At 62.4% G+C, this 14,745-nt stretch carries 10 protein-coding genes and 1 pseudogene; 7 read left to right on the top strand and 4 right to left on the bottom strand.

What is annotated here, in order from left to right; translation table 11 throughout:
* Position 1 precedes the first annotated feature (1 nt).
* The gene (locus tag AYJ54_RS33040) at positions 2-451 is read right to left on the bottom strand and encodes a (2Fe-2S)-binding protein (protein ID WP_063705711.1); all 450 of its coding nucleotides are present in this window, start codon (positions 449-451) and stop codon (positions 2-4) included.
* A gap of 323 nt (positions 452-774) precedes the next feature.
* Between AYJ54_RS33040 and AYJ54_RS33035 the strand changes: the two genes are divergently transcribed.
* Positions 775-2,379 (top strand): B12-binding domain-containing radical SAM protein, encoded by a 1,605-nt coding sequence (locus AYJ54_RS33035; RefSeq protein ID WP_063705830.1) that lies wholly within the window; start codon positions 775-777, stop codon positions 2,377-2,379.
* 52 nt (positions 2,380-2,431) lie between these two features.
* Here AYJ54_RS33035 and AYJ54_RS33030 read toward each other — a convergent pair whose 3' ends face one another.
* Positions 2,432-3,820 carry an MFS transporter gene (locus tag AYJ54_RS33030; protein ID WP_063705709.1) on the bottom strand — a complete coding sequence of 463 codons (1,389 nt, stop codon included), beginning with the start codon at positions 3,818-3,820 and terminating at the stop codon, positions 2,432-2,434.
* 167 nt (positions 3,821-3,987) lie between these two features.
* Between AYJ54_RS33030 and AYJ54_RS33025 the strand changes: the two genes are divergently transcribed.
* Positions 3,988-5,049, top strand: coding sequence for an isocitrate/isopropylmalate dehydrogenase family protein (locus tag AYJ54_RS33025; protein ID WP_063705708.1), 1,062 nt, complete (start codon positions 3,988-3,990; stop codon positions 5,047-5,049).
* A 510-nt stretch (positions 5,050-5,559) separates the two neighbouring features.
* The gene (locus tag AYJ54_RS33020) at positions 5,560-8,337 is read left to right on the top strand and encodes a UPF0182 family membrane protein (protein ID WP_063705828.1); all 2,778 of its coding nucleotides are present in this window, start codon (positions 5,560-5,562) and stop codon (positions 8,335-8,337) included.
* A 212-nt stretch (positions 8,338-8,549) separates the two neighbouring features.
* On the opposite strand, the gene AYJ54_RS33015 is transcribed toward AYJ54_RS33020, so the two are convergent.
* Together AYJ54_RS33015 and AYJ54_RS33010 are read right to left on the bottom strand one after the other, a co-directional pair.
* On the bottom strand, positions 8,550-9,062 hold the full coding sequence (locus tag AYJ54_RS33015) for a hypothetical protein (RefSeq protein WP_063705706.1): 513 nt from the start codon (positions 9,060-9,062) through the stop codon (positions 8,550-8,552).
* 627 nt (positions 9,063-9,689) lie between these two features.
* On the bottom strand, positions 9,690-10,433 hold the full coding sequence (locus tag AYJ54_RS33010; RefSeq protein ID WP_063705704.1) for an SDR family NAD(P)-dependent oxidoreductase: 744 nt from the start codon (positions 10,431-10,433) through the stop codon (positions 9,690-9,692).
* A 142-nt stretch (positions 10,434-10,575) separates the two neighbouring features.
* Here AYJ54_RS33010 and AYJ54_RS33005 point away from each other — a divergent pair, with 142 nt between their 5' ends.
* The 4 genes and pseudogenes from AYJ54_RS33005 to AYJ54_RS54140 all read left to right on the top strand — a co-directional run bounded on the left by AYJ54_RS33005 (position 10,576) and on the right by AYJ54_RS54140 (position 14,676).
* On the top strand, positions 10,576-11,346 hold the full coding sequence (locus AYJ54_RS33005) for a methyltransferase domain-containing protein (protein WP_063705703.1): 771 nt from the start codon (positions 10,576-10,578) through the stop codon (positions 11,344-11,346).
* 196 nt (positions 11,347-11,542) lie between these two features.
* The gene (locus AYJ54_RS33000) at positions 11,543-12,544 is read left to right on the top strand and encodes a DctP family TRAP transporter solute-binding subunit (RefSeq protein WP_063705701.1); all 1,002 of its coding nucleotides are present in this window, start codon (positions 11,543-11,545) and stop codon (positions 12,542-12,544) included.
* A gap of 92 nt (positions 12,545-12,636) precedes the next feature.
* Positions 12,637-13,167 (top strand): annotated as a pseudogene (locus AYJ54_RS54145) (TRAP transporter small permease); the annotation flags it as partial.
* 225 nt (positions 13,168-13,392) lie between these two features.
* A complete protein-coding gene (locus AYJ54_RS54140) occupies positions 13,393-14,676 on the top strand; it encodes a TRAP transporter large permease (protein ID WP_063705826.1) in 1,284 nt (427 codons plus the stop codon).
* The last annotated feature ends 69 nt before the right edge of the window (positions 14,677-14,745 follow it).

Genomic DNA, 14,745 nt, shown 5'->3' with positions numbered 1-14,745 from the left:
CTTATGCGCTTGCGATCGTGTGGATCGCCTCGCGCACCTGCTGGAAGGTGCCGCAGCGGCAGATATTGGTGATGGCCTCGTCGATGTCGGCATCGGTCGGCTTCGGCTTCTCGTTCAGAAGCGCCGCCACCGCCATGATCATGCCGCTCTGGCAATAGCCGCATTGCGGAACGTCCTGGGCGATCCAGGCTTCCTGCACCTTGTGCAGCGTGCCGCCGGCCGCCAGCCCCTCGATGGTGGTGATGCGCTTGCCCTCGGCCTCGCTGACGGAGACGCCGCAGGAGCGGGTGGCGACGCCGTCGATGTGAACGGTGCAGGCGCCGCATTGTGCGATGCCGCAACCATATTTTGTGCCGGTCAGGCCGGCATTCTCGCGGATCGCCCAGAGTAGCGGGGTATCCGGCTCGACGTCGAGAGTGAAGGTTTTTCCGTTGATTGTAAGGTTTGCCATCGCAGTCCCCTGATTGGCCCAATCCACCGATTGGACTCAGGGGAACAATCTGTCCGGCAAATTGGAACGGTTCAAATCAACAGTCTGAGGGCAGGCTACCGAAGATTCTCGCGGTCGCCGGGAAGATTACGGATCGGGCGGTGTTGCGACGGACTGTCCAAATTTCGCCTGACGTGTCAGTTCTGAGTGGTTGGGACCCCAGGGCTTGGCTTGGGACGACGTCCGGCGGACTCCGGCGTGGGGACGGGCGACAGTTTGTCCTTTTTGCCGGGGTGCAAGACGGAACCGCTCTGATACACTGGGACGAAGCAACAAGGAGTTCCATAAACGTGTCGCGCTCTTGCAACGTGCTGATGCTCTATCCGCTCTTCACTGCGGAGTCCTTCTGGAGTTTTGGCGAGTCCTGCAAGCTGATGGGGGTCCGACGCCCCGCGGCTCCCCTGGGCCTCATCACCGTCGCGGCGATGCTGCCGGAGAGCTGGACCGTCCGTCTCATCGACTGCAACACGGCGGATTTCGGCGACGACGATCTCGCCTGGGCGGACGTCGTCTTCACCGGCGGAATGATGCCGCAACAGGCCGACACGCTGCGCCTGATCGAGCTGTGCCGTGCCGCGGGTAAGCCGGTGGTGGTCGGCGGTCCTGATCCCACGTCAAGTCCCCATATTTACGAACGGGCCGACTTCCGGGTGCTCGGCGAGGCCGAGGGCGTCATCGACGCGTTCATCGAGGCCTGGGACAGCGGTGCGCGGTCAGGCGTTTTCACCGCGCCGAAATTCCAGGCCGACGTCACCAAAACGCCGGTGCCGCGCTTTGACCTGCTCAAATTCGAGGACTATCTCTATCTCGGTGTGCAGTATTCCCGCGGCTGTCCGTTTACCTGCGAGTTCTGCGACATCATCGAGCTCTACGGACGCGTCCCTCGGACCAAGACGAGCGCGCAGATGTTTGTCGAGCTCGATACGCTCTACCGAATGGGCTACCGCGGCCATCTCGACTTCGTCGACGACAATTTTATCGGCAACAAGAAGTCGCTCCGCCAGTTCCTTCCCCAGCTCGCCGAATGGCAGCGCGCCCACGGCTATCCCTTCGAATTTTCGACCGAGGCTTCGGTCAATCTGGCTGACGATCCGGAACTGCTGGAGATGATGGCCGCTGCCAATTTCTTCGGCATCTTCGTCGGCATCGAAAGCCCGGATCCGGCGACCCTGGTCGCGATGCGGAAGAAGCAGAACACGAGGCGCAACATCGCCGAGAGCATCCACAAGATCTACAGCGCCGGCATGCTTGTCACTGCGGGCTTCATCGTGGGCTTCGACAGCGAGAAGGTTTCGATGGCGGAGGCGATGATCGACTTCATCGAGGAGGCCGCCATTCCCGTCTGCATGGTCGGCCTGCTCTATGCCTTGCCGAACACGCAGCTCACGCGCCGCCTGGAACGCGAAGGCCGGCTGCATCCGGGACACGATCGGGCGCCGACCATCCTCGGCGATCAGTGCACGAGCGGGATCAACTTCGATCCGGTACGCCCGTTGCGCGACATCCTGATGGATTACAAGCAGGTGCTGGAACACGTCTACAGCCCGGCGGCCTATGCGAGTCGCGTCGACCGCCTGATGACGCTGCTCGACCGTTCGAGGCAGCGCCCGGAACTGGCCGAGGGCGACATCCGCGCGAACATCGGGGCGATGGAGACCGTCCACCGTGTGGTCACCGCAATCCCCGAGGCACGTGGACCGCTTTGGCAAACCTTTCTCAGTTGCGCCAAACGCGACACGTCGTCGGCACGAATCGCCGTGCAGATGATCGCAGCCTATGCGCATCTTGGGCCGTTCTCGCGCAAGGTCATCGATGCCATCGATGCTCGCTTGGCCGCGCTGGATGGGCCAATGGCGAATGCGGCGACCGCCGACGCGAGAACGGCCTGAAACCTGGCCTGATCTCCAAACAACCGGCGGTGTTTGGCGTGCTGCCGGCGCGCTATTTCACCGCCAGCCGCAGGAAGCTCATGACGCTGCCGAGCCCGGCAAAGCCCGCGCCGAGCGCCAGCGCCACCGTTGCGCCGTTGTGGCCGGCGAGCGCGAAGCAGAGCGCGGCGAGCGCCGCACCCGTGGTCTGGCCGGTCAGGCGTGCGGTCGCGACGATACCCGAGGCGCTGCCGCTCCGGTGCGGCGGTGCGCTACCCATCACGGCCTTCATGTTGGGCGCCTGGAAGAAGCCAAAGCCCATGCCGCAGATCACCATCCGCCAGATGATGTTGAGAATGCTTGGATTGGCCGGCAGCAGGGCGAGCAGCGCCATGCCGATGCCGAGCAGCACGAGGCCGATGCCGCCGAGCAGTCCGACCGCATGGCGATCGGACAGGCGGCCTGCGATCGGCGCCATGATGCCGACCACCAGCGGCCATGGCGTCATGAAGAAGCCGGTCTCGACCTGCGAGCGGCCGAGCACATCCTCGAAATAGAAGGGCAGGGATACGAAGGCGAGGCCCTGCACGGCGAAAGAGCAGACCGCCGTTGCAGCCGACAGCGCGAACATCGGCCGGCTGAACAGGTCGATCGGCAGCATCGGCGCAGGATGGTCGGCATGACGGCGCGTCAGGACGAAGCCGAGCACGAGGGCAGTGACCAGCTCGACCGCGACGAGGGCAGGCGACAGATTATGCGCCGCACTGCCGATACCCGTGATGAACAGGCCGAGGCAGATCGCGGCGAGGATCGCGCCGAGAAAGTCAAAACCGTGATCCGCCCGCGGCGTCTTCGGCAGCATCGTAAAGCCGATGCCGATCGCGACGAGGCCGAACGGGATGTTGACGGCGAACAGCCACGGCCACGGGCCGATCGCCAGGATCGCGGAGGCGATCGACGGCCCGAAGGTGAAGGCGGTCGCGACCACGAGGGCGTTATGGCCGAAGCCGCGACCCTGCATCCGGCCGGGATAGACGTAGCGCACCAGCGCCGTGTTGACGCTCATGATCCCGCTCGCGCCCAGCCCTTGCAGCGTCCGCGCCACCAGGAGGCTCGGCAGCGACCACGCCACCGCGCAGAGCAGCGAAGCGATGGTGAACAGCACGAGGCCGCCGAGATAGATGCGCTGGTGCCCGACGATCTCGCCGAGCGCGCCGAGCGGCAGAAGCGTCGCCACCAGCGCGATCTGGTAGACATTGACCACCCAGACCGACTGCTCCGGGCTGACATGCAGGTCGGCGGCGATGGCGGGCAGGGCGACGTTGGCGATCGCTGTGTCGAGCGAGGCCATTGCCAGCGCGGTGAAGATCGCGGCAATCGCCCAGCGCCGGCGCTCGGCCGGCAGGCCGTCGGCGATGGGGTGATCGGGCTCGCGCGCAGCCGCAGGTAACGTGATTGTCATTGCCTCGCGCTTTTCTCCGGCGGCATGGCGTCAATGGTGCTTGCCGCATGTACTACGGCCCGGCGGCTTGCCACAGGCATATGCGTGCATGCGGTGTATGCACGCAGATCGGGCGATCGCCGCGCGCCATGGCGTATGATCGGACGTCGGACTTGAGGGGATGATAGATGCATATTGTCGTGCTGCCGGGTGACGGCATTGGACCCGAGATCACGGCCGCGACCACGGGGGTGCTGCGCGTGGCGTCCGAACGCTTCCAGCTCAATCTGAGGCTGGAGGAGCATCCCATTGGCCACGCCAGCCTCAAGCAGTTCGGCGCGACCGTGCAGCCCGGACTTCTCGATGTGGTGCGCGCCGCCGACGGGTTGATCCTCGGGCCCACCGCGACCTTCGACTTCAAGGACGAGGCGCGCGGCGAGATCAATCCGTCGCGCTACTTCCGCAAGAGCCTCGACCTCTTCGCCAATGTCAGGCCTGCGCGCACTTATGCCGGCAGGCCTGGCCGGCTCGGAGATTTCGATCTCGTCGTGGTGCGCGAGAACACCGAGGGCTTCTATGCCGACCGCAACATGGAGCAGGGCAATGGCGAGATGCTGGTCACGCCCGATGTCGTGATCTCGCTGCGCCGGATCACGCGATCGTGCTGCGAGCGCATCGCGCACGCCGCCTGCCGGCTGGCGATGAAGCGGCGGAAGCATCTGACCATCGTGCACAAGGCCAATGTGCTCAAGATCGGCGACGGGATGTTCTTGGCGATCTGCCGGGAGGCGGCGAGGGCGTATCCAGGCCTCGAAGTCGACGACGTTTTGGTCGACGCGATGATGGCGCATGTCGTGCGCAACCCTGACAGATTCGATGTCGTCGTTGCCACCAACATGTTCGGCGACATCCTCTCGGACCTCACTGCGGAGCTGTCCGGCAGCCTCGGCCTCGGCGGCTCGCTCAATGTCGGCGACCGCCATGCCATGGCGCAGGCCGCGCACGGCTCGGCGCCTGACATCGCTGGGCAGGACGTCGCCAACCCGGTCTCGCTGATCCAGTCGACCGCGCTGCTGCTGGCCTGGCACGGCGAGAAGAGTGGTGCTGTGCGTTACGAGGAGGCGGCAAGCGCGATCGAGGGGGCCGTGGCCAAGGCGATCGCGGAGGGCAGGGCGACGCGAGATGTGGGCGGCAGGCTCGGCACGATCGCGGCGGGCGCCGCGATCGCGGAGATATTGCAGGCGAAGTGAGCCGCTTCTCGCCTGCTTCCGCCTGCCCATGGGAGCTCAGAATAAAAAAACTCGAAAACAACCCCATGCAAAGTAGAAATGGCCTTGCCAGCCGGGGGGCTTTCGAGTTGCGTCGCGGTGACATTTTGCACCGCGACGACGTTGACACGTCGGGCAAAACACCAGCACGATACTATCGTGGCGGCGATCCGGGAGAAGACTGGGCGTTAGTCATAAATGCGCGATGTCCCCTTCCGGGGGGGGAGGAGGCTCGCGCAGGCGACCTGGGCATCTCGCCTTTTGACCCGTGGGAGACTTCTCCAGCCATCAACGCCGACGCCGCGGTCGCCTACGGCGCCTGCCTCACATGTCGCTTCGACCGTCATGAAACTCGGCTCGCCGCGACACGGCCGCTCTCGGCGCGCAGCCTGCTGCGCGCATCGCCTCTAACGTAGGAAGGCCGGGGTAAAAAAGGAAGCGCGCGCTCCCTGACAGGCGCCACCACGTTTGTGGTTCTGCTATAGTATGCGGATGACGATCGGGATTACCGGCCCCGAACGGAAAGCACCAGGGCGAAGCGCCGTGGTGGGGCTGATCATCATTGCCATCGTCGCCGCTATCAGCCTCATCCTGCTCGGGCTCGTGGCCGATTTTCTGGTCGACTGGATGTGGTTCTCGTCGATCGGCTACCCCCAGGTGTTTTGGACGACGATCGGCGCGAAAGCCGGAGTCTTCTTCGTCGTTTTCTTTACGACCGCTGTCGTGTTGTGGGCGACCGCGCGGCTTGCACTCAAGCAGGCCCGGCGGAGCCGGCTTCCTGCCGGCTTCGCCTGGAAGCTTGCGGCGACTGCAACGCAGCCCGATCCGTTCGAATTCATGCGCGATCGGCTACCGTGGCCCAGGATCATCGCCGCCACTGCCGGGCTCGTCGCTCTGCCTATCGCATGGGCGGAGGCCGGCAACTGGAGCACCATCCTGCAGTTCCTTTATCAGGTGCCCTACGGCGCCAACGATCCGTTGTACGAGAAGGATATTGGGTTCTATCTCTTTTCTCTGCCTGCCTGGATCGCAATCAAGAATTGGGCGTTGCTCACACTTTTCATGAGCGCATTGCTCGCCGGACTTATCTACTGGGTGCATGGTGATATCGAGTACCAGGCCCAGCGACGGTCGATATCCCCGATAGCGATCGCACACGGCTCAGCGCTTCTCGGGTTATTCTTTGCCGTGAAGGCATGGTCCTACGGTCTCGATCGCTACCTTCTGCTGTTCGGGGACAATGGCGTCGTGGTCGGCGCGAGCTACACCGACATCCACGTGGAGCTGCCGGTCCTTTGGTTGCTGATCGCGATTTCTACCATCGCAGCCCTCGCCGCGTGGGCGAACATTTGGGTGCGCACCTATCGGCTCCCCGCTGCCGCGATTGTGCTGCTGTTCGGTGGCGCCTTCCTGCTCTCGGGCGTGATCCCCGGATTGTTCCAGCGATTCTACGTCAGACCGAACGAGCTGGAGTGGGAGCGGCCCTACATCCAGCGCAACATCGCGCTGACCCGCGAGGCCTACAATCTCAATAGGATTACGCCGAAGCCATTTCCTGCCGAACAGAACCTGACCTTCAAGACACTCGAGACCAACAAGGCGACAATTGACAATATAAGGTTGTGGGACTGGCAACCACTAGCCGATACCTACGCCCAGCTGCAGGAGATTCGCACCTATTACAAATTGCGCGACCTCGACGTCGACCGCTACTGGCTTGGCGGCACCTACCAGAGCGTGATGATCTCGGCGCGCGAGCTCAATTCCTCGCTGCTGCCACCCAACGCACAGACATGGGTCAATCGTCACGTATTGTTCACCCATGGCAATGGCGCGGTGATGAGTCCGGTAACGCAGAAGAGCGGAGAAGGGCTTCCGCTTTTCTATTTGCGCGATATTCCTCCGGTTGCGCACGGGGGCCCCGAAGTGCGCGAGCCGCGTATCTATTATGGGGCAGAGAGTAGTGACTACGTCATCGTCAACGGAACCGTGCCGGAATTCGACCATCCGAAAGGAAGGGACAACGTCTACGCATCCTATGACGGTTCCGGCGGCATCCCGCTGTCCGGGATGGTCCGGAGGCTGATCTTCACCGACTATTTCAACGACGTGAACCTACTGCTTACAGACTACATCGCCGACGGAAGCCGAATATTGATTCGGCGCAATATCCGGGATCGGGTCCGTACCATTGCCCCGTTTCTTACCCTCGATCGCGACCCATATCTGGTCATCAGCGAGGGCCGGATGTTCTGGATACAGGACGCCTATACGACGAGCGACTACTTCCCCTACGCGCAGCCTGCGCCCGGCCTCGACCTCAACTACATCCGCAATTCGGTGAAAGTCGTAATCGACGCCTACAACGGCACCGTCGATTTTTACCTGGTGGATCCGGGGGACGCGATTGCAGCCACGTATCAGCGCATCTTTCCGGGATTATTCAAGGCGTTCGCGGTCATGCCGCCCGATCTGCAAAAGCACATTCGCTATCCCGAAGATCTCTTCCTGATTCAGGCGAAGCTGTACCAAGCCTACCACATGGAAGCTGCCGACGTTTTCTATAACCGCGAGGATCTTTGGCAATTTCCGCGCCAGCCGGCCGGAGACGGCGTCTCTTCACTGGACGGCGTTGCTCCGATGGCCCCTTACTACATCATCATGCGGCTGCCCGGGGAAACGCAAGCCGAGTTCTTCATCATGATTCCCATGGTGCCGAGCCGCCGTGACAATATGATCGCATGGCTCGCCGCGCGCTGTGATGAGCCCGATTACGGTAAGCTGATCGTCTACGAATTTCCTAAGGAGAAGCTGGTTTACGGGCCGTTCCAGATCGAGGCACGAATCCATCAGAACACGGAGATCTCCCAGCAGATATCGCTTTGGAACCAGATGGGTTCGCGGGTGGTTCGGGGAAACCTGCTCGTGATCCCGATCGAGAATTCGATCCTCTATGTGTCGCCGCTGTATTTGCGGGCTGAGCAAGGACATCTGCCGGAGCTTAAGCGAGTCATCGCCGCCTATGGTGAGCATGTCGTCATGAAGGAAACGCTTGCAGAGACGCTGTCGGCGCTCTTCGTGGAAAACGGGGCCGCGCCGGCAAAGCGCGGCGCTGCAGCGGAAACGCCAAGCGAAGGCTCGCAAAGGCGTGCCCAGGAGGCGCTGGATCATTACAACCGGGCCATGGAGCGGTTGAGGTCTGGGGATTGGACAGGCTTCGGCAGGGAGATGGATGCGGTGCGCGGTCTCTTGGAAGATGTCAGCCGATAACCGGGTGCACACTAAGTCGTCTGGTTTGAGAAAGCGCGCACAGCTGCATCGGGATTGACGATCATTTGCCGCGAAGTGCCGATCCAACGGACATGAGTCCGCGGTCGCTTTTACCGGCGCTCCTGATCCAAAGGTGACCTAAGCGTTTGCGCAAGAATCGATGGAGCTCACCGCTCGGCCGATGCGGCTGCCGGTTAGCTCCGGGTCAAGTGCTAAGGCTTTCGACTGGGGGCGACGAACGGGTTGCTCTCAACTCCGGCGCGGCTGTTTTTCGCAAAACATGATTCCAGGCGTTCAAGGGCCGCCGTGCTTCCGTCGAGCGGTACCTTCAAAGTCGCTCCTTCTCCTCTCACTTCGAGAATATTGGCCGTGCGCACTCTCTCGCCGAGCGGGCGGTCCGAAAGAGCGATCGTTACGCTCTTGGCTTCCGCTAACGCTTTTGCCTGGACCAATTGCGGACCCGCAACGAGCGTCACATCGTACGTCTTGCCTCTCTCGAGCTTCCATTTCGATGAATCGAGAAGCAGGAGCAAGCCGTCATTAGATCTTGCAAACGCTATATCGAGATCATTAGCGGACCGGCTCATCGTGCACCTGTCAAACTTCCCCGCTTTGAAAGAAGTTGCAATCGTCCATGGTCCAACGGACACGGTCTGATCCTGCTCACGCGCAATGACCGATGTGACCGGAATCAGCGCGATAGAGAGTGCAACTGGCAACCGCATCTTTTCCTCCTGATACGGGGCAAGGCAGAAACCCAATCACAGCACTGTATCCCTTGCGCGCGCCGAACGCAGCCGCGAGGTGTCACTGGTGTTGACTCAGCGCCCGAGTTCCAATGTTCCGTGGCGCCCCACACTCTCCATCGTGCGGCCATGAATTCGTCCCGACTGCATTCAGACTTGGTCCGTCGACGTTTGTCGTAATTCGCAAAAGTAACAAAGTGTAATGCGCCGAATCAGGTGGCAGGTCACAAACGCGATGCACCTTGGCGGCCGGGGGCGCACACAGCCGGGGGACAAACCATGGATCGCGCGGATTCAGATGAGCGCGTAGGCAACGAGGCCCCAGAGAGCAAGCAGGTATTTTGTGCGAGATGTGCTGCCAAGCTTCACCTCTTCATCGAGATACTCGATTCCCGCGACGGTAGGACGCTTCGCCTGTTTCGATGCCTGTGCGGACAAATTGTCTGGGGCGATTGAGGTCGGCTCGGTTGGCGGCTTCTTTCATCTCGCGAACGTTGCCTATCGGCCCTCCGCCGACTCGTTAGGCCGAGCTGACGCTGTCCGCTCGCGGGGGCGGAGCGGACATGGCATGCTTTCGCGGGCTGATCGGATTTAACAGGCCACGCCCTAGAACTGATACCGCCGCAAGCCCCCATCCACCGGGATCACCGTGCCCGTGATGTACCGCGCCACCGGCGAGGCCAGGAATACCGCGAGCGCCGCGAGATCTTCCGGCTCGCCCCAATAGCCGACCGGGATTTCCTCCTCCGCGAAGCGCTCGCGATAGTCCGGCGGATAGTTGCGGCGGATCTGCTCGCTCATGATGCGGCCGGGCGGTATGCAGTTGATGGTGATGCCGTGTTCGCCGATCTCGCGCGACAGGCCCTTGGCCCAGGCGTGCACGGCAGCCTTGGCCGCGAACGCGGCGTTCAGCCCTTCGGGCTCGGACTTGCCGGTGATGTTGATGATGCGGCCCCATTTGCGCTCCACCATCTGCGGCAGGAGCGCATGCGCGATGCGGCGATAGCTGGTGAAGTTCAGCGCGATCGCCTCGTCCCATTTGCTGTCGGGCGCGTCGACCGGCAACGGGCGGCTGCCACCAGCATTGTTGACGAGGATGTCGACATGGCCGAGCTCCTTCACCGCAAAGGCTGCAATCTTCTCCGCGGCGTCGTTCGCCATCACGTCCTGCTCGAACGGAGTGATGAGCCCGCCGCCGACCTCCTGCACCAGCTGGGCGAGCAGGTCCGTCCGCCGCGCCACCGCGACGATGCGCACGCCTTCCGCAGCCAATCCCTTGGCGATGGCGCGTCCGATGCCGATGCTTGCGCCGGTCACGACGGCGGTTTTCGACTTGAGCCCGAGATCCATGGTCAACGCTCTCTTGGTTGCTTCTTGCTTGTTGCTGTTCGTTTCCTGCCCTGTCCTGACGGGGGCATTTGCCCGATCGGGACGAGCAGTGGTAACGAAGAGCCACGGCGAAGGAAACACGAAAAAGAAAAGGCTCTAAGCGATGGTCTGGGATCCGCAGCAATATCTGAAGTTCTCCGGTCACAGGCTCCGGCCCGCGGTCGACCTGTTGATGCGGATTCCGGATTTTGCCGTGCGCGAGATTGCCGACCTCGGGGCCGGTGCGGGCAATGTCACCAAGCTGATCAAGGAGCGCTGGCCGAATGCGACGGTCACCGGCGTCGAAGGTTCGGCCGAGATGGTCGCGGCCGGCCGCCAAGCGGCGCCGGACGTGGTCTGGTCACATGAGGATCTCGGCCAATGGCGCCCGGCGAAGCAGTATGATCTGATCTATTCCAATGCCGCACTGCACTGGCTGCCCAATCATGCGGCACTCTTCCCATCGGTGATGGACAGGGTCGCGCCGGGCGGCATGCTTGCTGTGCAGATGCCTCGCAACTTTACCGCGCCCTCGCATGTCCTGATCGGCGAGACCGCCCTGAATGGCCCCTGGCGGGCCAAGGTCGAGCATCTCGTGACCCCGCCGCCGGTCGAGGGGCCGGGCTTCTATCACAATCTTCTTGCTCCGATGTCGGCCAATATCGACATCTGGGAGACCGAACATCTCCAGGTGCTCGAAGGTGACAATCCCGTAAAGGAATGGACCAAGGGGACCTGGCTGACGCGTTATCTCGACGTGTTGCAGGGCGAAGAGAAGGCCGCTTTCGAGGCGGCCTATGGCGAGCGGGTGGCCAAGGCCTACCCGAAGAATGGGGCGGGACAGACGCTGTTTCCGTTCCGGCGTCTCTTCATGGTGGCCCAGCGCAAGAGCTAATTGCACTGCCGCGATGCGACATAAGCGCTCGCCCCTCGGGGCTAGAGCGGGCGCTGAGTTGCATATACAACGTCCGCCGATACGGCTTGGCTGCGGCAAATTGGGCTTAGGTCTAGTTGTTCGGGTGGCGGATTGCTGCCACTACTGAAACCGGAAAACAAAAAAAGAACCGGTTTTGAGGTTGTTGGGAGGAACTATGCGCAAACTGCTTCTCGCGGTCGCAGCGGCCGCGCTGGTCTTGGCCCCTGCCGCCGTCCTGGCCCAGAGTCCTATCGTCATCAAGTTCAGCCACGTCGTCGCCAACGATACCCCGAAGGGGAAGGGGGCGCTGAAGTTCAAGGAACTCGCCGAGAAGTACACCGACGGCAAGGTCAGGATCGAGGTCTATCCGAACTCCTCGCTCTACAAGGACAAGGAGGAGATCGAGGCGCTTCAACTCGGCTCCGTCCAGATGCTCGCACCTTCGACCGCGAAATTTGCGCCGCTCGGCGTCAAGGAGTTCGAGGCGCTCGACCTGCCCTGGCTGTTCAAGGACGACGAGACCTATGCCAGTGCGATGAAGGGCACGGTTGGCAAGTGGCTGTTCCAGAAGCTCGAAGCCAAGGGCATCACGGGGCTGGCCTATTGGGACAACGGCTTCCACATGGTCTCCTCCAATCGTCCGCTGACGAAGCCGTCCGATTTCCAGGGACTGAAGTTCCGCATCTCCGGCTCGAAGATCGCTGACCAGTATTTCCGTCTGATGGGTTCGATCCCGCAGATCATGGCCTTCTCCGAAGTCTATCAGGCCTTGCAGACCGGCGTCGTCGACGGCTGCGAGAACACGCCGTCGAACTACCTGACGCAGAAATTCTTCGAGGTGCAGAAGGACATCACCGTATCCTATCACGCGCACCTGCAATACGCCGTGATCGTCAATTCGAAATTCTGGTCCGGCCTGCCGCCGGACATCCGCACCCAGCTCGAAAAGGCGATGGCGGATGCGACCGACTACACCAACTCGATCGCGCGCAAGGAGAACGAGGACGCGCTGGCCGAGATCAAGAAGTCGGGCAAGACAACGCTGCATTATTTGACTGACGCCGACCGCAAGGCGTGGCAGGAAGCGATGCAGCCGACCTATAAATGGGCCAAGGGTCGGGTCGGGCAGGAGGTGCTCGATCTCGTTGCCAAGGAACTCGACGTCAAGATGAACTGACGCGGCCTGGCGTAGAACAACAACAAGAACGGTCGGGAGTGAACGCACTCCCGGCCGTTTCGCTCTGATAGGGGGGACTTGATTTGCTTCGCGTGCTAAATCGTGCGCTCGATCACCTCGAGGAATGGCTGATCGCGACGCTCATTGCGGCTGCAACCGGCCTGATCTTCATTGCCGTGGTGCACCGCTACGGCGCCGGCGAGTCGATCGCGCTCTCGAGATGGGCCACTGCGCACGGGCTGACCTGGCTCGCGGCGCTGTCGAAAGCCGTATTCACCTTCCTGTCCGAGCTCGACCTGTCCTGGGCGCAGGAACTCTGCATCTACATGTTCATCTGGATGGCGAAGTTCGGCGCGGCCTATGGCGTGCGCACCGGCATCCATGTCGGCGTCGATCTCCTCGTCAACCGTCTCCCCGAATATTCCCGCAAGCAGGTGATCCTGTTCGCGCTGCTCTGCGGCGCGATCTTCACCGGCATGATCGCGGCCTTCGGTGCCTCCTTCGTCGGCGAGATGTTCCACACCGGACAGCAGTCGAACGACCTCGAAGCGCCGATGTGGCTCGTCTATCTGGCGATCCCGCTCGGCTCCGGGTTGATGTGCTTCCGCTTCCTCCAGGTCGCCTGGGCCTACTTCCGGACCGGCGAGCTGCCGCATCATGACGAGACCCATGTCGAGGGCGTGGAGGCCGATGCTTCGCCCGCGCTGCATCCGCAGCCCGCCGGCGCCGCGACGAAGGCAGCTGCGCGAAAAATCTCGCCGCTCGGCGTGATCCTGATTCTCGCGCCGATCCTGATCTTCGCGCTTTGTCTTGCCGAAAAGTCCGGCGTGATCGTGCTGCCGCACTGGATGCGCGCCGCCACCGTCTTCGCGCTGCTGATCGCCCTGATGCTGACGGGCATCCCGGTCTCGATCGCGCTCGGTCTGACCGTGATGACGTTCCTGTTCACGCTGACGACGGTGCCGATCGAGGCGGTCTCGATGAAGCTCTTCACGGGCATCGAGAGCTTCGAGATCATGGCGATCCCGTTCTTCATCCTGGCGGGCAATTTCCTGACCCATGGCGGCGTCGCCCGGCGCATGATCAATTTCGCGACCTCGCTGATCGGTCACTGGCATGGCGGCCTGGGCCTCGCCGGCATCGTTGCCTGCGCGATGTTCGCGCTGGTATGCGGCTCGAGTGTCGCGACCGTTGCCGCGATCGGCGCGATCGTGCTGCCGGAAATGGTCCGACATGGATACCCCATGCGTTTCGGCGCCGGCATCATCACGGTGGCCGGCTCGCTTGGCATCCTGATGCTGCCCTCGATCCCGAAGATCGTGTACGCGGTCTCCACCAACACCTCGATCGGCGCGCTGTTCGTCGCGGGCCTTCTGCCCGGCATGCTGCTGACCACGATGCTGTGCATCGTGACCTGGTGGCTCGCGCGCCAGCGTGACTATCCGCGCCTGCCCAAGGCGAGCTGGGGTGAGACGGTGCGCACCTTCCGCGAGAGCATCTGGGGATTGATGCTGGTCGTCATCATCATCGGCGGCATCTATAGCGGCCTGTTCACCGCGACCGAGGCGGCCGCGATGGCCGCGGTCTACTCCTTCTTCATCTCGGTGTTCGTCTACAAGGCGATCGGCATGAAGGACGTGCCGCGCGTACTGCTTCGTGCCGCCAACACCAGCGCGATGCTGCTCTACATCGTCACCAACGCGGTGCTGTTCTCCTTCGTGCTCTCCAACGAGAACCTGCCGGCGACGCTGGCGGACTGGATCGCGGCGCAGAACCTCGGCTGGGTCGGCTTCCTGCTGGTGGTCAACGTGCTGTTGCTGCTCGCCGGCAACTTCATGGAGCCGAACTCGATCATCCTGATCATGGCGCCGATTCTGGCTCCAGCGGCCAAGAAGCTCGGCATCGACCTCGTGCATTTCGGCATCGTCATCGACGTCAACATGGAGGTCGGCCTCTGCCACCCCCCTGTCGGGTTGAACCTTTACGTCGCATCGATGATCGCGCGAATGCGCATCACCGATCTCGCGGTTGCGGTGATGCCATGGCTCGTCACCATGCTCGGCTTCCTCGTCGTCGTGACCTACTGGCCCGAACTGACGCTCTGGCTGCCGCGGGTGCTCGGCATGCTCTAAGCGCGAGCCGCGCGGCCATTCACCCTCTCCACTTGTGGGAGAGGGTGGCTTCGCGAAAGCGAAGCCGGG

It is taken from the genome of Bradyrhizobium centrolobii (assembly GCF_001641635.1).
Taxonomy (GTDB): Bacteria; Pseudomonadota; Alphaproteobacteria; order Rhizobiales; family Xanthobacteraceae; genus Bradyrhizobium; species Bradyrhizobium centrolobii.
The sequence above is the reverse complement of the archived record's forward strand: the minus strand, read 5'-3'. Positions and strand labels throughout refer to the sequence as shown.

Excerpts from the sequence above, each read along its gene's own strand:
- AYJ54_RS33040 (WP_063705711.1), bottom strand. The coding sequence starts at position 451 with ATGGCAAACCTTACAATCAACGGAAAAACCTTCACTCTCGACGTCGAG.
- AYJ54_RS33030 (WP_063705709.1), bottom strand. The coding sequence starts at position 3,820 with ATGACAATCACGTTACCTGCGGCTGCGCGCGAGCCCGATCACCCCATC.
- AYJ54_RS33025 (WP_063705708.1), top strand. The coding sequence starts at position 3,988 with ATGCATATTGTCGTGCTGCCGGGTGACGGCATTGGACCCGAGATCACG.
- AYJ54_RS33020 (WP_063705828.1), top strand. The coding sequence starts at position 5,560 with ATGACGATCGGGATTACCGGCCCCGAACGGAAAGCACCAGGGCGAAGC.
- AYJ54_RS33015 (WP_063705706.1), bottom strand. The coding sequence starts at position 9,062 with ATGCGGTTGCCAGTTGCACTCTCTATCGCGCTGATTCCGGTCACATCG.
- AYJ54_RS33010 (WP_063705704.1), bottom strand. The coding sequence starts at position 10,433 with ATGGATCTCGGGCTCAAGTCGAAAACCGCCGTCGTGACCGGCGCAAGC.
- AYJ54_RS33005 (WP_063705703.1), top strand. The coding sequence starts at position 10,576 with ATGGTCTGGGATCCGCAGCAATATCTGAAGTTCTCCGGTCACAGGCTC.
- AYJ54_RS33000 (WP_063705701.1), top strand. The coding sequence starts at position 11,543 with ATGCGCAAACTGCTTCTCGCGGTCGCAGCGGCCGCGCTGGTCTTGGCC.
- AYJ54_RS54140 (WP_063705826.1), top strand. The coding sequence starts at position 13,393 with ATGCGCGCCGCCACCGTCTTCGCGCTGCTGATCGCCCTGATGCTGACG.